The 23,414-nt window shown below is 59.5% G+C and carries 24 protein-coding genes and 2 tRNA genes; 14 read left to right on the top strand and 12 right to left on the bottom strand.

Features of this window, described 5'->3' with window-relative positions; genetic code table 11:
* Nucleotides 1-25: 25 nt before the first annotated feature.
* Both Q0O99_RS07880 and Q0O99_RS07875 read right to left on the bottom strand, forming a co-directional pair.
* Nucleotides 26-3,178 carry an efflux RND transporter permease subunit gene (locus Q0O99_RS07880; protein ID WP_293750186.1) on the bottom strand — a complete coding sequence of 1,051 codons (3,153 nt, stop codon included), beginning with the start codon at nt 3,176-3,178 and terminating at the stop codon, nt 26-28.
* A 6-nt stretch (nt 3,179-3,184) separates the two neighbouring features.
* Nucleotides 3,185-4,321 carry an efflux RND transporter periplasmic adaptor subunit gene (locus Q0O99_RS07875; RefSeq protein ID WP_293750184.1) on the bottom strand — a complete coding sequence of 379 codons (1,137 nt, stop codon included), beginning with the start codon at nt 4,319-4,321 and terminating at the stop codon, nt 3,185-3,187.
* 85 nt (nt 4,322-4,406) lie between these two features.
* Here Q0O99_RS07875 and Q0O99_RS07870 point away from each other — a divergent pair, with 85 nt between their 5' ends.
* Together Q0O99_RS07870 and hpnD are read left to right on the top strand one after the other, a co-directional pair.
* Nucleotides 4,407-5,516 (top strand): squalene/phytoene synthase family protein, encoded by a 1,110-nt coding sequence (locus Q0O99_RS07870; protein WP_293750182.1) that lies wholly within the window; start codon nt 4,407-4,409, stop codon nt 5,514-5,516.
* A gap of 31 nt (nt 5,517-5,547) precedes the next feature.
* Nucleotides 5,548-6,387: a presqualene diphosphate synthase HpnD gene (hpnD, locus tag Q0O99_RS07865; RefSeq protein WP_293750180.1), complete on the top strand. Its 840-nt coding sequence runs from the start codon at nt 5,548-5,550 to the stop codon at nt 6,385-6,387.
* A gap of 45 nt (nt 6,388-6,432) precedes the next feature.
* On the opposite strand, the gene Q0O99_RS07860 is transcribed toward hpnD, so the two are convergent.
* The 3 genes from Q0O99_RS07860 to Q0O99_RS07850 all read right to left on the bottom strand — a co-directional run bounded on the left by Q0O99_RS07860 (nt 6,433) and on the right by Q0O99_RS07850 (nt 8,132).
* Complete coding sequence (locus tag Q0O99_RS07860; RefSeq protein ID WP_293750178.1) at nt 6,433-6,573, bottom strand: hypothetical protein; 141 nt, start codon at nt 6,571-6,573, stop codon at nt 6,433-6,435.
* A 137-nt stretch (nt 6,574-6,710) separates the two neighbouring features.
* Nucleotides 6,711-7,361 carry a glutathione S-transferase family protein gene (locus tag Q0O99_RS07855; protein ID WP_293750176.1) on the bottom strand — a complete coding sequence of 217 codons (651 nt, stop codon included), beginning with the start codon at nt 7,359-7,361 and terminating at the stop codon, nt 6,711-6,713.
* A 63-nt stretch (nt 7,362-7,424) separates the two neighbouring features.
* Complete coding sequence (locus tag Q0O99_RS07850; protein WP_293750174.1) at nt 7,425-8,132, bottom strand: HAD family hydrolase; 708 nt, start codon at nt 8,130-8,132, stop codon at nt 7,425-7,427.
* Nucleotides 8,133-8,151: 19 nt separating this feature from the next.
* On the opposite strand from Q0O99_RS07850, the gene hemH reads away from it, so the two are divergent.
* From hemH to Q0O99_RS07835, 3 genes are all read left to right on the top strand, one after another.
* Complete coding sequence (gene hemH / locus Q0O99_RS07845) at nt 8,152-9,240, top strand: ferrochelatase (protein ID WP_293750172.1); 1,089 nt, start codon at nt 8,152-8,154, stop codon at nt 9,238-9,240.
* A 62-nt stretch (nt 9,241-9,302) separates the two neighbouring features.
* Nucleotides 9,303-9,379 (top strand) — tRNA-Pro (locus Q0O99_RS07840).
* Nucleotides 9,380-9,498: 119 nt separating this feature from the next.
* Nucleotides 9,499-9,575: transfer RNA gene (locus Q0O99_RS07835), tRNA-Arg, on the top strand.
* Between the two features lie 86 nt (nt 9,576-9,661).
* Here the strand turns inward: Q0O99_RS07835 and fliS are convergent.
* The 7 genes from fliS to flhA all read right to left on the bottom strand — a co-directional run bounded on the left by fliS (nt 9,662) and on the right by flhA (nt 16,526).
* Entirely contained in the window at nt 9,662-10,084 is a 423-nt protein-coding gene (gene fliS, locus Q0O99_RS07830; protein WP_293750170.1) for a flagellar export chaperone FliS, read from the bottom strand.
* Nucleotides 10,085-10,175: 91 nt separating this feature from the next.
* Entirely contained in the window at nt 10,176-10,511 is a 336-nt protein-coding gene (locus Q0O99_RS07825; RefSeq protein ID WP_293750168.1) for a hypothetical protein, read from the bottom strand.
* A gap of 288 nt (nt 10,512-10,799) precedes the next feature.
* Nucleotides 10,800-11,330, bottom strand: coding sequence for a hypothetical protein (locus Q0O99_RS07820; RefSeq protein WP_293750166.1), 531 nt, complete (start codon nt 11,328-11,330; stop codon nt 10,800-10,802).
* A 24-nt stretch (nt 11,331-11,354) separates the two neighbouring features.
* The gene (fliA, locus tag Q0O99_RS07815; RefSeq protein ID WP_293750164.1) at nt 11,355-12,065 is read right to left on the bottom strand and encodes an RNA polymerase sigma factor FliA; all 711 of its coding nucleotides are present in this window, start codon (nt 12,063-12,065) and stop codon (nt 11,355-11,357) included.
* 5 nt (nt 12,066-12,070) lie between these two features.
* Nucleotides 12,071-12,895 carry a MinD/ParA family protein gene (locus tag Q0O99_RS07810; protein WP_293750162.1) on the bottom strand — a complete coding sequence of 275 codons (825 nt, stop codon included), beginning with the start codon at nt 12,893-12,895 and terminating at the stop codon, nt 12,071-12,073.
* Nucleotides 12,888-14,402 carry a hypothetical protein gene (locus Q0O99_RS07805; protein ID WP_293750160.1) on the bottom strand — a complete coding sequence of 505 codons (1,515 nt, stop codon included), beginning with the start codon at nt 14,400-14,402 and terminating at the stop codon, nt 12,888-12,890. Before Q0O99_RS07805 ends, Q0O99_RS07810 begins: the two co-directional genes overlap by 8 nt.
* Before the next feature lie 6 nt (nt 14,403-14,408).
* A complete protein-coding gene (gene flhA, locus Q0O99_RS07800; protein ID WP_293750158.1) occupies nt 14,409-16,526 on the bottom strand; it encodes a flagellar biosynthesis protein FlhA in 2,118 nt (705 codons plus the stop codon).
* Between the two features lie 231 nt (nt 16,527-16,757).
* Between flhA and Q0O99_RS07795 the strand changes: the two genes are divergently transcribed.
* The 9 genes from Q0O99_RS07795 to flhB form a co-directional block, all read left to right on the top strand.
* Complete coding sequence (locus tag Q0O99_RS07795; RefSeq protein ID WP_293750157.1) at nt 16,758-18,227, top strand: flagellar hook-length control protein FliK; 1,470 nt, start codon at nt 16,758-16,760, stop codon at nt 18,225-18,227.
* A gap of 23 nt (nt 18,228-18,250) precedes the next feature.
* Nucleotides 18,251-18,829 (top strand): flagellar basal body-associated protein FliL, encoded by a 579-nt coding sequence (gene fliL / locus Q0O99_RS07790; RefSeq protein WP_293750155.1) that lies wholly within the window; start codon nt 18,251-18,253, stop codon nt 18,827-18,829.
* Nucleotides 18,830-18,850: 21 nt separating this feature from the next.
* Nucleotides 18,851-19,849, top strand: coding sequence for a flagellar motor switch protein FliM (gene fliM / locus Q0O99_RS07785; protein WP_293750153.1), 999 nt, complete (start codon nt 18,851-18,853; stop codon nt 19,847-19,849).
* Between the two features lie 21 nt (nt 19,850-19,870).
* A complete protein-coding gene (gene fliN / locus Q0O99_RS07780) occupies nt 19,871-20,167 on the top strand; it encodes a flagellar motor switch protein FliN (protein ID WP_293750151.1) in 297 nt (98 codons plus the stop codon).
* An 8-nt stretch (nt 20,168-20,175) separates the two neighbouring features.
* Nucleotides 20,176-20,511 (top strand): flagellar biosynthetic protein FliO, encoded by a 336-nt coding sequence (gene fliO, locus Q0O99_RS07775; protein WP_293750149.1) that lies wholly within the window; start codon nt 20,176-20,178, stop codon nt 20,509-20,511.
* Nucleotides 20,508-21,260 (top strand): flagellar type III secretion system pore protein FliP, encoded by a 753-nt coding sequence (gene fliP / locus Q0O99_RS07770; protein WP_293750147.1) that lies wholly within the window; start codon nt 20,508-20,510, stop codon nt 21,258-21,260. Before fliO ends, fliP begins: the two co-directional genes overlap by 4 nt.
* Before the next feature lie 11 nt (nt 21,261-21,271).
* Entirely contained in the window at nt 21,272-21,541 is a 270-nt protein-coding gene (gene fliQ, locus Q0O99_RS07765; RefSeq protein WP_108352217.1) for a flagellar biosynthesis protein FliQ, read from the top strand.
* 19 nt (nt 21,542-21,560) lie between these two features.
* Complete coding sequence (gene fliR / locus Q0O99_RS07760) at nt 21,561-22,337, top strand: flagellar biosynthetic protein FliR (protein WP_293750143.1); 777 nt, start codon at nt 21,561-21,563, stop codon at nt 22,335-22,337.
* Nucleotides 22,330-23,414 (top strand): flagellar biosynthesis protein FlhB (gene flhB / locus Q0O99_RS07755; RefSeq protein WP_293750141.1); only part of this gene is annotated, 1,085 nt, incomplete at its 3' end. The genes fliR and flhB, both read left to right, overlap by 8 nt.

The following is a 23,414-nucleotide window of genomic DNA, read 5'->3' as shown; positions in this document are numbered from 1 at the left end:
TTTTAGCCGCTTCAGTAGGATAGATTCAGGCACGGTCTTGATTGGGACGCTCAATCCTGAACCAAGCCGCGTACATGGCAGGCAGCGCCAGCAGCGTCAAAGCCGTGGCCACGATCAGGCCGCCCATGATGGCCACGGCCATTGGCCCCCAGAACACGCTGCGCGACAGCGGGATCATGGCCAGCACAGCGGCCGCGGCCGTCAGCACAATGGGGCGCAGGCGGCGCACGGCCGACTCGACAATGGCCATCCACGGCTCCACCCCGGCAGCACGGTCTTGCTCGATCTGGTCGATCAAAATCACCGAATTGCGCTGGATCATGCCCATGAGCGCGATCACTCCCAACAAGGCCACAAAGCCAAACGGGCGGTCCAAGACCAACAAAGATGCGGCGACACCGGCCATGCCTAAGGGGCCCGTCAGGAACACCAACACCGAGCGGCTAAAGCTTTGCAACTGCAACATCAGCAAAGTGAAGGTGATGAACAGCATGATGGGCACTCCCGCCGCAATCGAAGCCGAGCCTTTAGAGCTTTGCTCCACCGCGCCCGCCACTTGGATGCGGTAATCCATCTCCCCTTTGGCCGCCCATTGGGCTTGCAGCTGGTCCAGCTCAGGCTTGAGTTGCGCCGTGACCGTGGCGCCCTGCAAGCCTTCGGCGATGTCCGACTGCACCGTGATGGCGTATTGGCGGCCTTCACGCCACATCACGCCCGGCTCCCAGCCCATGACGGGCTTGGAAATTTGCAAGATCGGAATCGATTTGCCCGAAGCGGTGGGCACATAGGCCTGCGCCAAATCAGACAAAGCATCTCGCTCGTTCAGAGGTTGGCGCAAGACCATGTCAATCAGCTTGTCCCCCTCCCGGAACTGGCCCACAGGGGTGCCCGACAACAAGGTGCGCGAGGCCTGCGCAATGGACTGACTGGTCACGCCCAAGGCACGGGCCTTGGCCTGGTCAACTTCCAAGCGCACAGTTTTGACCGACTCGTTCCAGTTGTCGTTCACGCCACGGGTGTTGTTGTTCAAGCGCATGGCGGCTTTGACCTCTTCGGCCTTTTGGCGCAAAACCAAAGGCTCGGTGCCGACCACCCGAAACTGCACCGGGTAAGGCACGGGTGGCCCGTTGGGCAGCAGCTTCACGCGACCACGTACCTCAGGGAACTCTTGCGCCAACAAAGCGGGCAGCTTGATGCGCAAGGCCTCTCGCACCTGCAAGTCTTTGGGCAAAACAATCAGTTGAGACACATTGCTTTGCGGGAAAACCTGGTCCATGGGCAAATAAAAACGGGGCACTCCAGAGCCCACCCAGGTGGTCACCGAACGCACGCCCTGCTCTTGCGCCAAGCGTTTTTCGACCCGCTTGGCCACTTCTTCACTCGCCCCAAAAGGCGCGCCTTCGGGCAGCCACAGGTCCACCAGAATTTCTGGGCGACTGGAGTCGGGAAAGAACTGCTGCTGAACCTTGCCCATGCCCACGATGCCCAGCACAAACAAAGCGATGGTGATGCCAATGGTCTTCCAACGGTGTGTGACGCACCAAGTCACCCAAGCACGAAACTGTCGGTAAAACGGCGTGTCGAACATGTCGGCGCTGTCGTGGCTGCGCTCAGCCACGGCATGCGCTGGCGGCTTAAGCAGCCACGCGCCCAAGTAAGGCACGAAATACACCGAAGCCACCCAGCTGATGATCAAGGCGATCACGGTCACTGCAAAGATGGCAAAGGTGTATTCACCCGTCACCGACTTGGCCAAGCCAATGGGCAAAAAGCCTGCGGCAGTGATCAAGGTGCCTGTCAGCATCGGCATGGCTGTGAGCTCATACGCAAAGGTGGCCGAGCGCAACTTGTCGTAGCCCTCTTCCATTTTGCGCACCATCATCTCGACGGCGATGATGGCGTCGTCCACCAACAAGCCCAGCGCAATGATGAGCGAGCCCAGCGAAATTTTGTGCAGACCGATGCCAAAGTAATTCATGGCCAAAAAGGTCACCGCCAGCACCAGGGGAATGGTGATGCCCACCACCAAACCCGGACGCACATCCAGCGTCCAGCGTCGCCACAAAGGGTTTTCACCCGGGCGTCTGTGCAAGCCCAGCGCCAAAAAACTCACGGCCAGCACAATGACCACGGCCTCGATCAAGACCTTGATGAACTCGTTGACCGAGTTGGCCACGGCCGAAGGCTGGTCTTGCACTTGTTTGAGCGTGATGCCCGCCGGCAACTGGGCCTCGAACTGCTGCGAGCTTGTTTTCAGGGCCTTGCCCAAGGCGATGATGTCCCCGCCCTTGGTCATGCTCACCCCCAGCGCAATGACTTGCTCACCGTCGTGTCGCACCTTGACGGTGGGTGGATCCACATAGCCCCGGCTGACTTCAGCGATGTCCCCCAAGCGCAGTTGCGTGCCCGAGCCGCCGCGAATCGGCATGGCCCGCACATCGTCCAGATTTTGAAACTGACCGCCCACACGCACCTGCACCACGTCTTGGGGTGACTGCAAAGTGCCCGCCGACTCGACCGCGTTTTGCTGGCTCAGTTGCGCCAAGACCGAAGCCATGTCCAAGCCCATTTGTGCGATCTTTTTTTGCGAAACGTCGATAAAGACCTTTTCGTCTTGCACGCCGAACAACTCGACCTTGGCCACATCGGGCACCCGCAACAGGGTTTGCCGCATGCGGTCGGCTTGGACTTTGACCTCGGCCAAACTGAAACCATCGCTGCTCAGGGCGTAGATCACGCCATACACGTCGCCAAATTCGTCATTGAAAAACGGCCCCACCACGCCCGGCGGCAAAGTGCCACGCATGTCGCCAATCTTTTTGCGCACGGCGTACCAAACCTGCGGCACTTCGCTGGCTTTGGAGAAATCCTTGAGCTCCAAAATGATTTGCGACTCACCCGGCTTAGAGTAGCTGCGGATCTTGTCCGAGTAAGGGACTTCCTGCAGGGTGCGTTCGAGCTTGTCAGTGACCTGCTCGGCCACCTGCTGGGCTGTGGCCCCTGGCCAGTAGGTGCGCACCACCATGGCCCGGAAGGTGAAGGGCGGGTCTTCGTCCTGCCCCAACTGAAAGTAGGACGCCATGCCCAGCACCATCAACGCCACCATCAGGTAACGCGTCAAGGCCGGGTGCTCCAACGCCCAACGCGAGAGGTTGAACTTTGTCTCGTGGCTTGCCATGACCAATCACCGTCCCGATGGGGTAGGTGCTGCAGCCTTGGCAGCGGGGTCCACGTAAACCGTGACTTTTTGCCCCGGGGTCAGCACATGCACGCCCGCAGACACCACTTTTTGGCCTGCTTGCAAGCCGCCACTGATCACCACCTGGTTGCCATCCACCGTGGCCACTTGCACCGGTTTCAAATTCACCGTCATGCTCGCCTCATCCAGCACCCACACTGCGCTGCCCGCGCCCTCTTGGCGCAATGCGCTGGTGGGCAATTTGATCACTTCAGCTTGGCTGCCGCTGATTGGGGCAGCATGGACGTTCACCGTGGCACCCAAGGGCAAATTGGCCGAGGCATCCAAAGCCAATTTGACTGCATAGGTGCGCGTCATCGGATCAGCGCTGGCGGCCAATTCCCGAATTTTTCCTTTCAAAGGCTGACCGGTGCTGAGCAAGGTGGCCGTCATGCTTTGGCCGATTTTCAAGGCCAAGGCCAGTTGCTCAGACGCGGCAAACACGGCGTCACGCGGGCCCTCATGGGCCAAACGCACGATGGGTTGACCCGCTGAGACCACTTGCCCCGCTTCGGCTTCGATGGCAGTGATCACGCCGGCATGGCTGGCTGTTAAGCGCGCGTAGCCGGCTTGGTTGTTCTGCGCTTGCGCTTGGGCTTTGGCCTGGCTCAAAGCCGCTTCGGCCGACTTCAGGCCGGCTTCGCGCCGCTCCAACTCCGCGCCGCTGATGAAATTTTGCGCAGTCAAGGCTTCGAAGCGCTTGAATTCGGCCGCGGCCAAATCCCGCTGACTTTGCGCAGCACTCACCTGCGCCTGGGCAGCCTGAGCGGCCAATTGGTAGTCTTGCGCGTCAATCAAGGCCAACAGCTGCCCAGCGGCCACCCGTTGCCCCACGTCCACAGGCCGCTGCACCAGCTTGCCCCCCACCCGAAAGCCCAGCCGAGACTCCACACGCGCCCGCACTTCGGCAGAAAACTCACCACCCACAGCCAGATCGGTGCCGGACACCGTGAGCAACTTGACCGAGCGCAAAGGCGCTGGCGGCGCTTCGGATTTGGAGCAGGCCCACAAGGTGGTCAAAAAGGCCGCAAGGGCACACCAATGAAAAACTCGCCGCGCGGCGAGTGACAAGGAAGAGGGCATGGGATTTTTCGGAAATAATAATGACTGACTGGTTAGTAATCTATTCAAAGTAGCTCCAGCTGTCAAGCGACAATACGGATTGACCATGCTCAAAAAACCCCTATTGATGCAGCCACAGCGCGCAGGACTGAATGCCGAGCAGCGACACCTGCTGCGCCGGGTCTCGCGCTCTTTTGACCTGTCCATCCGCTTGCTGCCCGCGGCCCTGCAAGCGCCAGTGGCCGTCGGCTACTTGTTGGCCCGTGCCACCGACACCGTGGCCGACACCACAGCCCTGCCCTTGGCCAAGCGGCAAGATTTGCTGACGCTGATAAGCCAAGCGATCGATGCCCGCCAGGCGTGCACCACCCGCACAGCCGAACTGAACCGCCTCACCCAAGCTTTTGCCGCGCAGCAAACCGACCCGCATGAACGCGCCCTGATGCAGGCCTTGCCCCAATGCCTGCCGCTTTTGCACACCCTGACAGAGGCCGACCAAACCAGCGTGCGCCAAGTGCTCCGCCACATCACCCATGGCCAACAGCTGGACATGACCCGCTTTGGCCCCGGCCTGCAGGCTTTGCAAACCGAAGCCGAATTGGCGCACTACACCTGGCTGGTGGCCGGTTGCGTGGGCGAATTTTGGACCGAACTCTGCGGCCGCCACCTGCCCGGTTACAGCCATTTGCCCCAGGCCGAGATGATGCGCATCGGGCGCGAATATGGCATGGGCCTGCAGCGCCTGAACATCATTCGCGATGCCGGCGCCGACTTGGCCGCTGGGCGCTGCTACTGGCCTGTCGAAACCCTGGCCCAAGCGGGCTTGACCCCGGCGATGCTGGCCCGAGCGGCACACATTGGCCCCAAAACGGGCGATGAAGCGGGCGATAACACGGGCCAAGCCGACGCCTTGCATGCGTTGACCCCGCTGTACAACCAGTGGCTGGACCACACCCAAGCGCAACTGGCCGATGGCATGCGCTACGCCCTGTCGCTCAAGCCACTGCGCCTGCGCTTGGCCAGCGCCCTGCCCGCCCTGATTGGCGCACGCACCCTGGCACGGCTGCGCCAGGCCGGGCCAGCGGCCCTGACCCAGCACATCAAAATGCCTCGCCACGAGATGCGCGCCATGCTCTGGCGCATCGCGCTGGGATGTGGCTCAGGGGCAGTGTTGAACCAGCAATTCCAAAAAATGTCTGGCCTGCCCCGCTCTTGAATACCCCCTTTGGATGCGAGAATCCCAGCCCATGAGCCCGCAAGACTACGTCCAGCAAAAAGCCGCCGCCTCGGGCAGCAGCTTTTATTACGCCTTCCTTTTTCTGCCCCCCGAGCGGCGTGCGGCCATCACCGCCTTTTATGCCTTCTGCCGTGAAGTGGACGATGTGGTCGACGAAATCAAAGACCCCGGCGTCGCCGCGACCAAACTCGCCTGGTGGCAAAAAGAAGTACTGCAAGCCTTCGCCGGACAGCCCAACCACCCGGTCATGCACGCCCTAATGCCCCTGGCTGCCACCTTCGGCATCGAAAGCCGCCACCTGATGGCCGTGATCGAAGGCTGCCAAATGGACCTGAACCAAACCCGGTATCTGGACTTTGCGGGCCTGACGAAATACTGCCATTTGGTGGCGGGCGTGGTGGGCGAAGTCGCTGCCCGCATCTTTGGCCAAACCGACGGAGCGACCAAGGCCTATGCGCACAAGCTGGGCCTGGCCTTTCAGATGACCAACATCATCCGCGACGTGGGTGAAGACGCCATGCGCGGGCGCATCTACCTGCCGCTGGACGAGCAACAACGCTTTGGCGTCAAAGCCAACGAACTGATGCAGCGCGACTACTCAGACCGCTTCACCGCGCTGATGAAGTTCCAGACCGACCGCGCCCACGCGCTGTACGACGAAGCCCTGGCCCTGCTGCCCGTGGCCGACCGCCGCGCCCAAAAACCCGGCCTCATGATGGCCAGCATCTACCGCACCTTGCTGCGCGAGATCGAGGCATCGGGCTTTCAGGTGCTGCACCAGCGCATCGCGCTCACGCCGCTTCGCAAGCTGTGGTTGGCGTGGAAGATGCAGGCGCTGGGGCGGTTTTGAGTGCTCACCGCAAAGGGCGTGCCCCTAGACCTCTTGTCAAGACCGTCAAACGCCAGCCTCTGGCCAGCCATGGATATGGATTTCGCCACCCAGCGCGTGTAGGACGCGCAGCACCTGCACCAGCCGCACCTTGGGCTTGCCGGCCTCCAGCTCCACCACAAAGCGCACCCCCACCCCGGCAGCCAAGGCAAATGCGGCTGCGTGAGTGCAAGCTGCTTGCGGGCCAAGCGGATGGCATCGCCCAATTGCTGTGATGAACGAATACGGGTGATGGCTTGCTAAATTTCCCGTTCGGGAAACGCATACATCAGCGGGCTTCACCCTCACGGCATCGCCCGCACGCGTTTTTGCGCCTCCCGCTCCATGCACGCGTGCAGCCAACCCGAAACCGCCGGAAATTGTGCCAGCAAGCCCGGGGCCGGGCGAATCCAGTTGGCCACGCTGGCCACACACACATCGGCCACGGTGAAACGATCGGCCGCCACATGCGCCTGGCCATGGGCGTGCTGGGCTTGCAAATGCGCCTCCAGCACGGCCAGCGGCACCTTCAATCGGTTTTCGGCTTGCTCGGCCAGTTCGGGCTTGCGCTGGTCGGCGGGCATGGCCATGCGGTGCATCAGCACGGTGAGCGCGTCTTTTTCCAGCTCGGTCACCGTCCAGAAACCCCAGCGCAAGGCCTCGGCCTCTTCGCGGGGCGTAGCGGGGGTGATCGACTGGCCATCGGCCTGGCCATGCACGCGGGCGATGTACAGGGCGCAGGACATGCTTTCCCACACGGTGACGCTGCCTTCGGGCCGCTCGTCCACCACCACCGGAATGTGGCCATTGGGGTTGAGCGCCAAAAACTCCGGCGTGCGTGTAGCGCCCGCCTTGTAGGTCATGGCCATGTGCTCAAAGGACACGCCCAGTTCCAGTGCGGCCCACAAGGGCCGTGCGGCGCGGGATGCGCTGATGCCGTAAATTTTCAAAGTCATCTCTGTCTCCTGATGAAATGTCGCTGCGCGAAAACAAGGCATGTCGGACCATAAAGGCCCGACCTACGCCACGTAATCAGGCCAACTGGCGCACAGCGCGTGCAAGTCGCGCACCACCAGGTGCGGACGGGTCTCGCCATGGGTCCAGTCGTGGCCTTCGCGGTTGAGCCAGGCCACTTGCATGCCTGCAGCCAAAGCGCCCACGCAGTCGGCATGGGCGTCGTCGCCAATGTGCAGCACCTCATGGGGCTGCACACCCGCCGCTGCCGCGCCAGCCATGAAAATGCGCAAGTCCGGCTTGGCCACCCCCAAAGACTGGGCGCTCACGCTGGCGTGAAAGTGCTGGCCAATGCCCACGCGGTGGACATCGGCATTGCCGTTGGACAGCGCAACGATCGGGTACTTGGCGCTCCAAAAACAGAGTGCGGGCAAGGCGTCGTCAAACAGGTCCACCCGCTGGCGCTCGGCAAAAAACACCTCAAAAGCGGCCTCAGCCAAGTGCACCGGGTCACCGGCGTGCTGCAACAAAGCGCGTATCGACTGCAGACGCAAAAACGACAGGTCATGCGCCCGATCGGCATGGCGGGCGTTGATTTCGGCCCGCACGGCTTTTTTGAGCTCGACATCGGCCGACAGCGCCGCAGTGCTGGGGGCATGCGCGGTCAACCATGCCGTCAACAAAGCCTCCGCACGTCCAATCGTGGGCCAAACTGGCCACAAGGTGTCGTCCAAATCGAGGGAAATGGCTTTGATTTTAGAAATGTCAATCATGGTGGTGGGAGAATAACGCATGGCATTCCAAAAAGAACCCTCCTTCCAGCATGGTCAGGCCGCCCGCACAGCGGTGCTGTATTGCAACTTGGGCACCCCCAGCGCGCCCACAGCCCCTGCCCTGCGCACCTATTTGGCCCAGTTTTTGGGTGACAGTCGCGTGGTCGAAATCCCCAAACCCATTTGGTGGCTGATCTTGCACGGCATCATCTTGCGCGTGCGCCCCAAAAAATCGGCCGCTAAATACGCCAGCATCTGGACCAAAGATGGTTCACCGCTCAAAGTTTTCACTGAAAAGCAGGCCCAATCGCTCGGCACGGCCCTGCAAGAGCGCGGCCACAGCGTCACCGTTCGTTACGCCATGACCTACGGCCAGCCGTCCATCCCCTCACAGCTCGATGACCTCAAAGCCGAGGGCGTCCAGCGTGTGCTGATCGTGCCGGCTTACCCACAGTACAGCGGCACCACCACCGCCAGCGTGTTTGATGCGGTCTACCGCTGGGGCCTCAAAACCCGGCTCATCCCCGAGATGCGCTTTGTCAACCACTACCACGATGACCCGCGCTACATCGCCGCGCTGGCGCAAACAGTTCGTGAACATTGGGCCATCCACGGCCAGGCCGAGAAGTTGGTCATGAGCTTTCACGGCGTGCCCGAGCGCACCTTGCACCTGGGTGACCCTTATCACTGCGAATGCATGAAGACCGGCCGCCTGCTGGCCGAGGCGCTGGGCCTGTCCAAAGACCAATACAAACTCACCTTCCAATCGCGCTTTGGCAAGGCCAAATGGCTGGAGCCTTACACCGAACCCACGCTGGTGGTGATGGCACAGCAAGGCCTGAAAAAGGTGGATGTGATCTGCCCCGGCTTCACAGGCGACTGCCTGGAGACACTGGAAGAAATCCAGCAAGAAGCGAAAGAAGCTTATCTTCATGCGGGGGGCGAAAGCTTCAGCTACATCCCCTGCCTGAACAACCACGCGCAGTGGATTGATGCCCTGGCCGACATCAGCCTGGACCACATGCAAGCTTGGGACTTGTCAGCACCAGACGCCCAGACGCTGGCCGCCAGCCGCGAACGCGCATTGGCGCATGGCGCCAAAAACTAATCAGATTTTTTTGACCAACGTCTCTGATCCACCCTCTTTTGGGGGTTAGAATACTGACCAGTCGGAGCGTAGCGCAGCCTGGTAGCGCATCTGCTTTGGGAGCAGAGGGTCGCGAGTTCGAATCCCGCCGCTCCGACCATTTCAATGCATGCCCAACCCGCGCATTGACCCTATTGAATTCAACAACAAAGGCCCATCAAGGGCCTTTTGTGTTTATGCTGGGTGTTTATTTTTCAGTGTTCATGCTGCGTATTTTTTCTGCCCGTAGCTCAGTTGGATAGAGCAACAGCCTTCTAAGCTGTGGGTCACAGGTTCGATCCCTGTCGGGCAGACCACTCCCCCCCAACCCTGCGAAAGCCAGAGCTTCGTCAAGATAGAACTCTTGCCCCATCAAGAGGCTGCTTCAGGAGGGCGCAACACTTCAAGTGGTGTAGCGCAAAGCTGGCTGATTCTGGCCCAGCAGGCTGGGCAGTGACTTCCAGGCCTCTGTGATGTCCTTGATGAGGCTTTGAACTTCTTCGAGCGCTGTCAAATCGTTGTAAGCATTGACATGAAACAAGCGGCGGGTCACATAGGCATACAACTCGTTGAGGTTTTGAGCCAACTCGCCACCACGCTCGAAATCCAGCGCCCCCTGCAAACCCACCACAATGCGGCCGGCGCGTGACAAGGCTTTGGACTTTTCTTCAATCGCGTTGTTTTGGATGTGGCCCTTGGCCGAAGCCAGACTCTCGGCCAGACCGTCAAACAGCATCTGGATCAGTTGGACATTGTCCGCTGTGGCAACGCCTGTGACCACTTGTACCGAACCGTAACTTTGAGCCAACCTTGAATATGAACGCATGGTGAAAACCTTTTATCAACTGCTTGTACAAACAGTATCGGAAAGGCTGGGGGAAACTTGAGCCCCCAAAGCGCAACGAGGCAGAAAAAAATCAAGGAGCCGCAGGAGGCGCCAAAACCGGCAACTCGGCAACCGGCAGAGGCATCAAGCTGGCGGACAGCGGCTGGGCCAAGTTCACCATCGCTTTGCTGTAAAGGGTTAGGCCCGCTTCATCCAGGGCCGCTCGCACCGCATCCAGTTGATCTGACGGCAGCTGGGCACTGTCCAGACCACACTTGTAAAGGGTATTGACCTGTGCCAAGGGCAACCACGACTCCACAGGGCCGCGGGAGGTGTTGATCAATTTGGTGTTTTTGGGTTCACCCAACATGCCACGCTGACCATCCTTGACACCCTCTTGGAAGATCGCGTCCACGTGCTTGTGCAAAACCGTCTCATAGTGGGGCCGCGCCTCTTCGACCTCATCAGGGTCTACCCCCTCGGGGACCCGCCCTGTCATCGCATCCCAGAGCTTTTTCGAACTCAAGCCAGCAAAAGGCCCAGCGGGAACCACCACTTTTTGAGGTTTAAGGGATTCGCCAAATTGACGGGTTTGTTTCTCAAGGTTATTGACTCGGTCAAGCAGGTAAATGACGCACACCAAAAGCACCAAAATACCCATGGCTGAAAAAGCAGACACAAAAGCGTCCATAAGTGTTCACTCCAAGTCCGTGCGTCAAGGCTTCAGGGCATCCGGGGAGGGGGGCCCATTGTCTGGTGACTGGGCCAATTCGTCCCGCAAAAACTGCAAGACCTGGAAAGGCTCTGGCAGTTTCAACTCGTAGTAGCACAGTTGATTGGCCAAGCCTTGCACGGTCTCTATGGCCTTGAGCGCAGTAATTTCAGCCCGTTGATAGCGCCCGCCCAGAAAAAACGCTTCATGGGCATAGTCTTCAGGCAGATAAACGTACATTTCGTTATCACCTGCCTTGATTTTTTGAAAAACCGAGGGCTCGGGCGGCGGCGGCTTCTCATTTCCTTTGGCGATTGCCAAAGCCGCCAACTCCTGCCAAGAGGCCATCTGTTCCGCGCCCGCAACAAACGATTTGTCCAGGTGCGCACGACAGAGCATCCCCATGCGCAATCGCAAGCTCCTACTTTCTCGAGAATCCGATTTTGAAGCGATGATTTTTTCGAAAAGCGCTTCCGCCTTCCTCATTTCTTCGTCAGGATCTTTGGGCGTAAAGAGTGAAAACAGGGATGCCATAGTGCTGTTAATTTTATCATTTCATCATCCAACTTGCAGCGTCAGCCGCAGTTTTTTGACCACCGTGGACAAAATCTGACTTACCCTTGACTCACTGACGCCCAGCACTTCACCAATCTCTTTCAGGTTCAACTCTTCCACATAGTAGAGATTCATCACCAGCTTCTCGCGCTCGGGCAAATCGTCGATGGCCTGCACCACGGCATCCATGAATTCGGCCTCCTCCACCATGACCTCAGGCTGCATGGCGCTGTCCCCCGGCATGCTCATCACCTCTTCGGTGACCACTTCCATGGAATAGGTCTCAAAACGCTTGGCCTGGCCACGCTCACGTTGGAACTCGTCGAGTTCCTTGCCCATGAACAAGGCCAGCTCGGACTGGGTGGGCGCTCGGCCCAGCTCGGCGGCCAACACATGCACCGCCTCGTTTTCACTTTTATTGAAAGCCACAGCCGAGCGGGGCAAAAAGGACTGTCTGCGCACCTCGTCCAGGATGGCCCCACGAACGCGGCTCAACGCAAAGTGCTCAAACTCAAACCCTTTGGTCGGATCGAACGAACGAGCCGCCTCGATCAGCCCGACCATCCCCACCTGGATCAGCTCGTCGAGTTCCATGAAAGGGGGAACACGGGCTTTGAGGTGAATGGCCACACGCTTGACCATCGGCATGTGCGCGATGATCAATGACTCATGGCGGTTATCCACCTGTTCGTAAAGGGATATGGAGTTGGACACGTTGATCACCTCAGCGCAGAGACGCGCAACATGCGCTCGGCGAAAAACTGCAGACGTCCCGACGGCCCGTCCACAGGCGGCAGCTGATCGATGGCCTCGGCCAAAGCCCGAAAATCGCGCGCTGCGGCGCTGCCAGGGGCAAATTCAAGCACCGACTGGTATTTGCGCAAGGACTGCAAGACCAACTCATCGGCTTCAATGGATTGCAAAAACCTGACCGAAACCCCCAGGAAACGGTTGCACACATCGTTCAGGCGGCGGTGCAATTGCCTTCCTTCGTGAGCACTGCCCACCATGTTCGGGATCAGGTAAATCTCATCCAGCGACTGCTCGGTGGCCATGACCTTGATCAAGCCGTAAGCATCGGCAATGGACGCCGGCTGGTCACACACAACAACAAAACGGCGCTGGCAAGCGGCCATGAAGTCGAGAACGGCCGGGGCAATGCCCGCCGCCACATCCACCACCAGGTAATCCACTGGCTCTTGCAGGGTGTCAAAGGCGCGAACCATGCTGGCAATTTGCGAGGTATTCAGCGCTGCAATGTCACGCAAGCCCGAAGCACCCGGCACCAAGCGAATGCCCTGCTTGGTGGTCACCAGCACTTCATCCAAGGTTTTTTCGCCGTTCAGCACATGGCTGATATTGAAAGGGGCAAAAGCACCCAAGGCAATTTGGGCGTTGGCCATGCCCAGGTCGGCGTCCAGCAGCATGACCTTGTGGCCACGCATGGCCAAGGCCACCGCCAAATTGATGGACACCGTGGTTTTGCCAGCCCCCCCCTTACCGCTGGCCACACCAATGACCTGAGGAAAATTAGGCTTATCCATGCGCAACTTTCGAGGTGGAAGATGCTTTGGCGGAGGGTCGGCGCAAGGGGGGCGTGGGCAAGCAGCTCATGAAAGTCGGGATCACGATGTCTTCATCCACCGGGTTATTGCCACGCAACTTCGCAGCCTTGGTGAGGGTTTTAGGCGCTTTGGCAGCCGGTGGCTTTTTGGCCCGGGACACGCGGACAGGCGCAGGGGTCGGCGCAAGCGCCACTGTAGGCGCAGGCATCGCGGTTTGCGCAACGGACGCCAGTGGCAAATGCTGTACCAAAGGGCTCAGCGCCAATTGCACCAAACGTGACGCCTCAAAAGGCGCTGCCGCGTGATCAATGCGGCTGGAACCCGCCACACAGGAAACTCCCAAGGGCTGCTCGCTCAAGCCCTTGATCAGCGCCCAAGGATAAGCGGCTTCGTCCACCTTGCTCAACATCAAGGAGGACCAGCTCACAGCAGAATTTTGGAGAATTTTTTGCACACTGGTCACTGTAGCATCAACCGGCAACACGGCATGACGCAAGACCTTGGGATGCTCGGCCTGCAGCAACTCGGCTTGGGCACAGAAATCGGTCCCGCACGTGTCAATCCATACCGTTTTACCTTCCAGCTCCTGCAACAAAATGCGCAACATGTCCGAGTTGGCGGCGCGCATGCAAGCCACACCCGACTGTGCAGCCAACAACTGCATCTGGGCCCAGGAACCAGGGCGCTGATCGGCAAAACTGACCATGACCTGTTGATCGACCCCATGGACTTGGGCTGCGGCATAAGCCAGGCGTCCCACCATGGAGGTTTTGCCCGAACCCGAAGGACCGCAAAGCGCGTGCACACCCGACTCGGGCGGCGCCATGGCCGGACGTTTCAAAGCACTGACCAACAAACTCTGCATCACGGGCCAGGCTTCCTGAACACTTTCCAGCTCCTGGATGCTGTCGGTCAGCAAAGCACGCAGACCCGCAGGCACGCCCACTTCGCTCATGGCCAAAGACAGTTGCTGGATGGCGGGTGACAAACGCAGGCCATCTTGCCAAGGCATCATCTGTCGCGACAGGCTAAAGTCCTTGCGCAACGCTGCCATTTCCAGGCGCAGCATTTCCACGATTTCCTGGCTGCGTTGGCCCTCATGGCGCAATTGCTCGGCCAGTGCCTCCACCTCTTTCACCGCCGGGGCTGACACCACGACGGTTGGCGCGGCCACTGCCGCTGGCAGCGGCTGACCCAGATCAGGCAAGAACGCCTCGGGTAACAAAGGCGCCAAAGAACTGGCGCTTTGGAACAACTTGGAAAACGGCACCGTAGGCGCCGCCGCTCCGTCTTGGCCGTTCGCCTGAGCAACAGCCGGCGCGGACACTTCTGGCGCGGGCTTGTCATCCAGGTCCACTGCCACGATCAATTCGGTTTGATTGTCCAGGCGCTGGGTGGAGATGATCAACACGTCCGATCCATACAACTGGATGGCCTTTTCGTTGGCAGAGCGACTGTCGCGAGCGAGGATGCGTTTGAGTTCCATGATCTATCAGGCCTTGGTAACGGAAGGGTTGTTGCGGGGATCGGCTTGCACGGTGTTGATCACTTTGACCGGCTGATCGTCTGGTATTTCGCTGTAAGACAGTACCGTCAGGTCGCTGACACGAAAGCGCACGGCCTTGGACATCCAAGGGCGAATCGCAGGCGAAACCACCAACACAGCCGCAAAGCCCTGCTCTTCGGTGGTGCGGGCACTTTCGCGCAAAGCAGTAAAGAGGCTTTCGGCCAGACTGGGCTCAAGCACCATGCCAGCCGAACCATTGTTTTGTTGGAGCACGTTGTGCAGCAACTGCTCCAATTGAGGATCCAAAGTCAGCACCGATAAGGTGTCGCGGTTTTCCAGCAACCCCTGAACGATCATGCGGCCCAGCTTGGGGCGAACCAGCTGCGCCAATTGGTCGGGATCTTGCGTGCGGCCGCTGACCTCGGTCAAAGCCTCCACCACCGTGCGCATGTCGCGAATCGGCACAGACTCCTGCAACAAATTTTGCAATGTGCGGGTCACCACGCCCAAAGACAACTTGCCAGGCACCAGTTCTTCCACAAGTTTGGGCGACTTGGCCGCCAGCTTGTCCAGCAATTTTTGGGCTTCGTCATGGCTCAACAGTTCGTGAGCGCTGTCACGCAACACCTTGTTCATGTGGGTGGCAATCGCCGTGCTCGGGTCCACCACGGTGTAGCCCAAGGCACGGGCCTGATCACGCCAAGCAGGCTCGATCCAGACAGCTTCCAAACCGAAAGCAGGCTCCTTGGTCGGCTGGCCCTCCACCTTGCCATACACCTTGCCGGGGTTAATGGCCAACTCCCGGCCCACCTTAACCTCGCCTCGGCCACGCACCACGCCGTTGAGGACAATGTGATAGGCGTCCGGCTCCAGGTTCAGGGCATCGCGAATGCGCACCGGCTGCACCAAAAAGCCCAATTCGGCCGACAGTTTTTTGCGCACACCCTTGACGCGCGCCATCAACTGGCCACCCGACTCTTGGTTGACCAAGGGGATCAAGCCATAGCCAATTTCCAAGCCAATCAAATCCACCTGCTCCACATCGTCCCAGTCCAGCTCCTTGGGTCCTTCATTGGCCGGCAAAGCCGGCGCGGCCAAACTTTGCTCCAGTTGCATCTGTTTGCGCAACACCATGAAACCCATCCCAGCTGTGGCGGCAGCCAACGTCAGAAACACCAGATGGGGCATGCCTGGCACCAATCCCATGATGGTCAAAATGCCGGCCGAGATGAACAAGGCCGGCACATTCGAAAATTGGCTGCTCGCCTGCTCGGTCATCGACTCGGAGGTCGTCACCCGGGTCACGATGATGGCGGTGGCCAACGACAAAAACAAAGAAGGAATCTGGGCAACCAAGCCATCACCGATGGTCAACAGGACATACAACTTGGTCGCCTCGCCCACCGGCAAGTTGTGCTGGCCAATGCCGATGGCCAAGCCCCCGACGATGTTGATGATCAAAATCAACAAACCCGCAATCGCATCACCACTGACGAATTTGGAGGCACCGTCCATGGAGCCGAAGAAGTCAGACTCCTGGGCCAATTCTTCCCGGCGTTTTTTGGCAGTTTCCTGATCGATGACCCCGGCGTTCAAGTCGGCATCGATCGACATCTGCTTGCCAGGCATCGCATCCAGTGTGAAGCGGGCATTGACCTCGGAGACGCGACCCGCGCCCTTGGTCACCACAAAAAAGTTCACGATCATCAAGATCACGAAGATGATAAAACCCACCACATAGTTGCCGCCGATGACGAACTCGCCGAAAGCCGCAATCACTTTACCGGCGGCATCAGGCCCCTCATGGCCATGCACCAGCACCACACGGGTGGACGCCACGTTCAACGCCAACCGCAACATGGTGGCAAACAGCAAAACCGAGGGGAAAGACGAAAACTCAAGCGGTTTGCGGGTGCCAATCGCGATCATGATCACCACCAAGCTGATCATGATGTTGAAGGTGAACAAGATGTCCAGCAGCAAGGGGGGCAGTGGCACCACCAACATCGCCATGATCAACAGAACCAGAACGGGCAAACCCAAGCCCGCCAGATCGTAGCGTGACAAATTCTGTCGGATCGTTGACAGGGTCAAGGTGTTCATGTTCAAAATGCCGCTGTTTTAGGGAGAAAAAATCAAGGTTTAACGGTTGCTCAACACCATAAAGCAAGCTGTGTGCCAACCAAACTGACAGCAGCGAACCCCAAAACATGACTTTGGAGCGAACCAGCCGAAGTTGGTGCGCAACTTGCTCATCACAAGACCAAGCCCGAAAAACGGCAAAGATTGGCCGCCGCCGTTTCAGGTACAGACAACTTTAGAAAAGCTCAACCCATGACCATCACCCTCAGCGACAACCTCAGCCCAACCAGCGCCACCCCAAATGCCGGTACTTTTGAATTCAAATCAGACGCCATCCCCAGCCCGGATGGCCAAAGCTTTGGGCAACTCATGTCTGACCTGATCCAAGCCCAGGCCGAAAGCTCAGCCGAGATCGCGGACCAGGAAACGCAGCTGGCAGAACAGCCAGGGCAGGAAATTGCCGTCCCCGTCACCCTGGACGGGCAAGCGGCCGTGCTCGGCACCGCCGCCGAACCCCTGAATGCCCTGACCTTGAAAGCCGTCACCCTGGGGCCTCACCTGAGTGTCATCACGCCAGAAACCTCTCCCCCGGACCCACAAAGCCTGGAAGCATTTGCCCGCGCCCAGGGCCTGGACGAAAATGCCGTCCACTGGCTTTTTGGCGGCCATGCAGGCACCCTGACCACCCACCCCAGCGGCGCCAATGTCGTGACCACAGGCGCTGCCCTCGGGGCCAGCGAGGGCCAGGGCAACGTCCAAGGCAGCCTGCCGCCGATCCAACTCGCCTCACTGGCGCCCGCACAGACCGGGGCCGCCACAGGGCAAGTCAGCGCAAGCGCCAATGGACAAAACCCCGTCGCGGCCACAAGCTTGCTCGGCCATGCCCTGACCGCAGCGCAAGTCCTTGGGGCCATGGCCGACGACGCGGGTCAGGCCCCAAAGCCCGCGGCAAGCCCCAGCACCGAAGAAGCGCTCACCCTCCCCATGCTGCGCATGCCGCCCCCAGCAGCCTTCTGGATGCAACGCAACGCCATCCAAAGCGTGCAGCGGCAGGCCGACATCGCTCAAAAAGAAGCCGACATCTGCCTCAGCGAGTTGGACCTGGGCGCGGACTGGGGCGGCGAAACGCTCCAACAGCTGCTTGGCACCGAAGGCGGCGCCCACAGCACAGGCACCCACGGCACGGCCTACGCCAACTTTGCCGCCCGCTGGGACGCCCAGGCCAACCTGCGCAACGACACCACCAACACCAGCGGCCCTGCGCCCGACCTGCCCGACACCAACGCGCGCAGCGAAAACATCCAGAACCTGGCCGCAAAAATGGGCCAAGCCGTGGGGCAACGCATCCTGTCCGAGATGGAAAGAGGCCAATGGCACCTGAAACTGCAACTGCGCCCCGCCACACTGGGCCACATCGAAATTGAAATGCGGATGCGAAGCGGCGAATTTGATGCCATATTTACGGCACCCAACGCCGTCACCCGCGATCTGTTGCAAGATGGCATGACCAAACTCAGGGAAACACTGAGCCAAATGGGCATGGATGTTGCTAATATCCATGTAGGTGGAGGTCAGACCGGCCAAAGTGGCGGAGACCCGACACCTGGTTTTTCCAAGGGCAAGCCCACGCAGGCCCAGGAAAGCGGCCAGGAAACCACCCCAGAAATAGCCCGAGCACCGCGCGTCAAGGACCCCAATGAGGGCCTGGACGTTTTGGTCTGACCGCCAACCAACGAGGACGAACCATGGCAGATGAAGAAACCGAAGTCGAAGTCAAAAAGAAATCACCTCTGGTCAAGATCATCCTGATCGCCGTCGTGGCCATCTTGGTCTTGGCAGGCACCGTGGTGGGCACCCTGTTTGTGACGGGCTTTTTCGACAAAAAAGACACCTCCGCGGCCGAAGCCCAACTCAAGGCACTGGAGAAAGAAGCCTCTGGGGCCAAAAATGCAGCCAGCGAGGCGCAGCCCAAAAAGGTCACCAAAGACTCCCCCGAGCTGACCCGTTTCGAAAACCATTACATGGAACTCGAAAAAGAACTGGTGGCCAACCTGACCAACTCACGCAAAGTGATTCAGGTCAAGCTGGCCATCATGACCCACTACGACGAGCGCGTCTTCAAAAACGTCAAAAAACATGAGTTTGCGCTGCGCTCGACCGCACTCGACGTGATGCGCCTGACCACGGATGCCGATTTGAGCCAGCCTGATTTCCGCAAAAAAATGGCCGAAAAAATCCGCCTTGAACTCAACGCCGTCCTGGAAAAATACGAAGACTTTGGCGGCATCGAAGAAGTGTTTTTCACCAGCTTTGTGGCCCAGTGAACCCCACCCTACTGCTTGACCATGGCTGAATCCCAATCCCTTTTGTCCAGTGAAGAACTGGCCGCTTTGTCGGCCATTTTGAGCGACGAAGACAGCAACACCACACCGGGCTACAACCTGGACGTGCAGGTGCGCAAACACGATCTGGCCGCGGAAGACAGCAGCCTGGGCGTCAACGTTGCATCGCTGGACATGATCAACGAGCGCTTCATCCGCTTGTTCCGACTGGGCATGCTTGAAGTGCTGCGCACCAGCCCCCGCATGAACCCCACGCGCACGCAGATCATGCGCTTTGGTGACTACCTCAAAGACCTCAAGGCGCCCCTTTCCGTCAACGTCGTGCGCATGAGCCCCCTGCGCGGCTACGCCATGGTCGTGATCGAGCCGACTGTGGTGTTCAGCTCCCTCGACAGCTTTTTTGGTGGCTTCGGACGAGGCGTAGGCCAACTGCCCCCCGGCAGACTGTTCACACCCACCGAAACCCGCATCATCAAAATCATCCTGCAGGTTTTCTTTCGATCCTTCAAAGAAGCCTGGTCCCCATTGACCCCGGTCGAATTCGAGCACATCAGTTCCGAAATCAACCCCCAGTTTGCCCAGATCGTCGACGAAAACGACCTCGTCATCCTCAGCCGCTTCGAATCTGAAGCGACCTCGCAAGGCTCAGGTTATGTCGACATGGTCATTCCCTATGTGGCCCTCAAGCCCGTGCGAGACCTGCTGCGCAGCCGCGTGCAAACCGGTGATGGCAACGAAGACTCCGACAAAGTCTGGCGCGCCCTACTGAACGACGCCGTACACGACGCCGAACTGGAAATACAAATTCACTTGGGCAAACTCAGCTTGTCCTTGCAACAGCTTCAAACCATGCAACCGGGCGATATCCTGCCCTTCAAAAAAGCCGATCACGCCCGTGCCCTGATTCAAGACATGCCGGTCTACGACGTCGAAGTCGGGGCCCTGGGTGGCCAAGTGGCGATCAAGATCGTCACTGCCATCAGCCCCAACGCCCCCACCTGAACCCCACAACAAGGAACGCGCATGAGCGAACTGCCCCCCACCGAAGCCACGGACAAAGGCCAAATCCACACCGACGTGTTGCAAAACATCCCGGTCACGCTCTCCATTGAAGTGGGCCGCGCCCAAATCAAGATCCGTGACCTCATGCGCCTGACCCAAGGCAGCGTGGTCGAACTCGACCGCATCGCAGGCGAACCCCTTGACCTGCTGGTCAACAACACCGTGGTGGCACAGGGTGAGGTCGTGCTCGTCAACGACCGCTACGGCATCCGACTGACCCGTGTGGTGCCCGCCTCTGAGCGGCTGGACAACCTCTAAAGCCCGCCATGAACACCGGATGGACCTTCACTGACTGGCTGCAATACGCGTTCAGTTTCGCGCTGGTCATCGGCTTGCTGCTGGCCGTGCTGTGGGGCCTTAAAAAAATGCAAAGCGGCGCCAGTTTCCTGCGCAAAAACGCACAACGTTTACAAACGATTGAAAGCATGTCCGTCGGCCCTCGACAAAAAATTCTCCTTATCCAGGTCGACGGCCAGGACGTGCTGGTCGGCGTGACGGCCCACCAAATGACCGCCCTGTCCCCCTGGCCCGTGCAAGCCTCTGCGTCTGCAACTGAGCCTTCGCCTGCACCTGTTGAACCCATAGAAACCCACACGCCATGAAGCGCCGCCTCTCCCTTGGGCTGATTTTTACCCTTGTCCTGTGCCTGCTGCCCCTGTTGGCGCAAGCGGCCCCTGACATGCCCGCCATCACCGCCACCAACACGGGCAAGGGCACCCAATACAGCCTGACGCTGCAGCTGCTGGCGCTCATGACCACGCTGTCGGTGCTGCCCTCGGTCTTGCTCATGATGACCGCCTTCGTGCGCATCGTGATCGTCATGTCGCTGCTGCGCCAAGCCCTGGGCACCGGCCAGACCCCTCCCAACATGGTCATCGTTGGGCTGTCGCTGTTTCTCACCCTGTTTGTCATGACCCCGGTGCTCACCGATGTGTACCAAAACGCGCTGCTGCCCTACATGAACCAGGGCATGAGCTTCGACAAAGCCCTGGCCGCGGCAGAAAAACCCATCCGCGCCTTCATGCTGCTGCAAACCCGCGAAGACGACATCGCCATGTTCATGGACATCGCGCGCAACACCAACTTCACCAGCCCGCAAGACGTGCCCTTCACCACCCTGGTGCCCGCCTTCCTCACCTCCGAGCTCAAAAGCGCCTTCACCATCGGCTTTTTGATCTACATCCCTTTCGTCGTCATCGACCTCATCGTCGCCAGCGTGCTCATGTCCATGGGCATGATGATGCTCTCGCCCATGATGATCTCGATGCCCTTCAAACTCATGCTGTTCGTGCTGGTGGACGGCTGGAGCCTGATCATGGGCTCACTGGCTGGCAGTTTTGCCATGCCCTAAAGGACATCACCATGGACACCGCCACCGTCATCGACCTGGGCCGCCACGCCCTCTGGACCATCGCCCTGGTCAGCGCCCCGCTGCTGTTGGTGGCGCTGGCCGTGGGTCTGTTCATCGGCATCATCCAGGCCGCCACCTCCATCAACGAAATGACACTCAGCTTCATCCCCAAGTTGATTGCCATGGCCCTGGCTTTGTTGCTGTTTGGCAGCTGGATGCTGGTCACCTTGGTCGACTTCACGCGCAGCATTTTCGAGCGCATCCCGACCTTGTTCGTCTGAGCCGCTCGCAGGTCAACCCATGAACTTCCTGGCCGCCGATGTCGTCGAAAGGTTTTACACCTTTTTGTGGCCCATGCTGCGCATCTCGGCCCTCATGATCACCGCGCCTATTTTCTCGCTCAGCGCCTTCAACACCCGCATGCGCATCCTGGTGGCGCTGGTGCTGGCCTGGCTGGTCTACCCCCTTTACACCTGGCCCGTGATCGACCCCACCAGCGCCCAAGGGCTGCTCGAAGTCTTCAACCAAATCATGATCGGCGCCACCATGGGCCTGATCCTGCAAATCGTGGTCGCTGCGGTGGTGGTGGCAGGCCAAAGCATCGCCGCCGCCATGGGCCTGTCCATGGCCAACATGATCGACCCCAACATGGGCAACGTACCCGTCATCTCGCAGCTGCTCATCGTCATGTCCACCCTCATCTTTGTCGGCTTCGGGGGCCATGCCATCTTGCTGGGACTGATCCTTGAATCCTTCAACAGCCTGCCCATTGGCACCGACATCCTCAACCAAGCCGTCTACGGCCGGGTGCTGCAATGGAGCTCCATGATGTTTTTGGGCGCCGTGCTGATGGCCCTGCCCGTCATGGTCTCGCTGCTGTTCATCAACGTCGGCCTGGGCATCGTCACACGCGCCGCACCCAGCCTGAATATTTTTGCTGTCGGCTTTCCCGCCATGATCATGGCGGGCCTGGTCATTCTGATCATCTCGCTCGACAGCATTGGCGGGCGTATCGAGTGGCTTTGGGTTCAAGGCTTTTCGCTGGTTCGTGACGTCATAGGAGCGCCCCGTGTCTGACAGCGCACAAGACAAAACCGAAGACCCGACGGCGCAAAAGCTCAAAAAAGCGCGCGACGATGGCCAGGTCGCCCGCTCCATGGAACTGCCTGCCGCCGTCATTGTCATTGGCTCCATTGCCATACTCATGGTCATGGGCAGCTGGCTCATCAGCCGGCTGTCCACCGTGTTTGCGAAAGGCTTCGTGTTTGACCGCCAACTGATCGAAAAACCCCTGCTCCTGCCCGCCCACTTTGGCGAGCACTTGCTGTCCGCCTTCATTTTTGTGATGCCCGTCATCCTTTTCACCCTGGTGGCCGCCATCATCGCCTCGGGACTCACCGGGGGCTACCTGTTTTCCCTCGGTGCCGTCATGCCCAAGGGCTCCAAGCTCAACCTCATCAGCGGGCTTAAACGCATCTTTGGCACACACGCCTTGGTTGAACTGGGCAAAGCCATCCTCAAATTTGTGCTGGTGGCAACCGTGCTGTGGTGGTCGCTCATGGCCAACATGGACTCGCTTGTCCAAATTGGCCAAATGGGACTGGAGCCCGCCCTGGATGCGGCAGGCAAGATGATCCTCCAATCGGGCCTGCTGGTGGCCCTGAGCCTGGCCGTCATCGCCATGATCGACGTGCCCTGGCAAAAGCACAGCTTCACCAAAAAAATGCGCATGACCAAGCAAGAGGTCAAAGACGAATACAAGCAAATGGAAGGCAGCCCCGAAGTCAAGGCGCAGATCCGCAGGCGTCAACGCGAAATGGCCAACTCGCGCATGATGGACCGCATCAAAGACGCCGACGTCGTCATCACCAACCCGGAACACTTCGCCGTCGCCCTCGAGTACGACCCCACCGGCGACGGTGCGCCCATCATGGTGGCCAAAGGCTCCGACCACATGGCCGCCCTGATTCGCGCCGAAGCCAAAAACCACGGCATCCACATCTTTGAAGCCGCCCCCCTGGCCCGTGCCATTTACTTCACCACCGAAGTCGAGCACCAAGTACCCGAAGACCTGTACCACGCCGTGGCCCAGGTCATCGCCTACGTCTTCAGCCTCGAAGCGGCCTCGCCCCTGAACCCGCCTCGCCCCAGACC

It is taken from the genome of Limnohabitans sp. Rim8, assembly GCF_945901735.1.
In the GTDB taxonomy this organism is placed as follows: Bacteria; Pseudomonadota; Gammaproteobacteria; order Burkholderiales; family Burkholderiaceae_C; genus Limnohabitans_A.
Note: the sequence above shows the minus strand (reverse complement) of the source record. Positions and strands in the feature narration are given on the sequence as shown.

Bases quoted from the DNA above. Each gene is read 5' to 3' on its own strand.
- Q0O99_RS07880 (WP_293750186.1), bottom strand. From the start codon at position 3,178: ATGGCAAGCCACGAGACAAAGTTCAACCTCTCGCGTTGGGCGTTGGAG.
- Q0O99_RS07875 (WP_293750184.1), bottom strand. From the start codon at position 4,321: ATGCCCTCTTCCTTGTCACTCGCCGCGCGGCGAGTTTTTCATTGGTGT.
- Q0O99_RS07870 (WP_293750182.1), top strand. From the start codon at position 4,407: ATGCTCAAAAAACCCCTATTGATGCAGCCACAGCGCGCAGGACTGAAT.
- hpnD (WP_293750180.1), top strand. From the start codon at position 5,548: ATGAGCCCGCAAGACTACGTCCAGCAAAAAGCCGCCGCCTCGGGCAGC.
- Q0O99_RS07855 (WP_293750176.1), bottom strand. From the start codon at position 7,361: ATGACTTTGAAAATTTACGGCATCAGCGCATCCCGCGCCGCACGGCCC.
- Q0O99_RS07850 (WP_293750174.1), bottom strand. From the start codon at position 8,132: ATGATTGACATTTCTAAAATCAAAGCCATTTCCCTCGATTTGGACGAC.
- hemH (WP_293750172.1), top strand. From the start codon at position 8,152: ATGGCATTCCAAAAAGAACCCTCCTTCCAGCATGGTCAGGCCGCCCGC.
- fliS (WP_293750170.1), bottom strand. From the start codon at position 10,084: ATGCGTTCATATTCAAGGTTGGCTCAAAGTTACGGTTCGGTACAAGTG.
- Q0O99_RS07820 (WP_293750166.1), bottom strand. From the start codon at position 11,330: ATGGCATCCCTGTTTTCACTCTTTACGCCCAAAGATCCTGACGAAGAA.
- Q0O99_RS07810 (WP_293750162.1), bottom strand. From the start codon at position 12,895: ATGGATAAGCCTAATTTTCCTCAGGTCATTGGTGTGGCCAGCGGTAAG.
- Q0O99_RS07805 (WP_293750160.1), bottom strand. From the start codon at position 14,402: ATGGAACTCAAACGCATCCTCGCTCGCGACAGTCGCTCTGCCAACGAA.
- flhA (WP_293750158.1), bottom strand. From the start codon at position 16,526: ATGAACACCTTGACCCTGTCAACGATCCGACAGAATTTGTCACGCTAC.
- Q0O99_RS07795 (WP_293750157.1), top strand. From the start codon at position 16,758: ATGACCATCACCCTCAGCGACAACCTCAGCCCAACCAGCGCCACCCCA.
- fliL (WP_293750155.1), top strand. From the start codon at position 18,251: ATGGCAGATGAAGAAACCGAAGTCGAAGTCAAAAAGAAATCACCTCTG.
- fliM (WP_293750153.1), top strand. From the start codon at position 18,851: ATGGCTGAATCCCAATCCCTTTTGTCCAGTGAAGAACTGGCCGCTTTG.
- fliN (WP_293750151.1), top strand. From the start codon at position 19,871: ATGAGCGAACTGCCCCCCACCGAAGCCACGGACAAAGGCCAAATCCAC.
- fliO (WP_293750149.1), top strand. From the start codon at position 20,176: ATGAACACCGGATGGACCTTCACTGACTGGCTGCAATACGCGTTCAGT.
- fliP (WP_293750147.1), top strand. From the start codon at position 20,508: ATGAAGCGCCGCCTCTCCCTTGGGCTGATTTTTACCCTTGTCCTGTGC.
- fliQ (WP_108352217.1), top strand. From the start codon at position 21,272: ATGGACACCGCCACCGTCATCGACCTGGGCCGCCACGCCCTCTGGACC.
- fliR (WP_293750143.1), top strand. From the start codon at position 21,561: ATGAACTTCCTGGCCGCCGATGTCGTCGAAAGGTTTTACACCTTTTTG.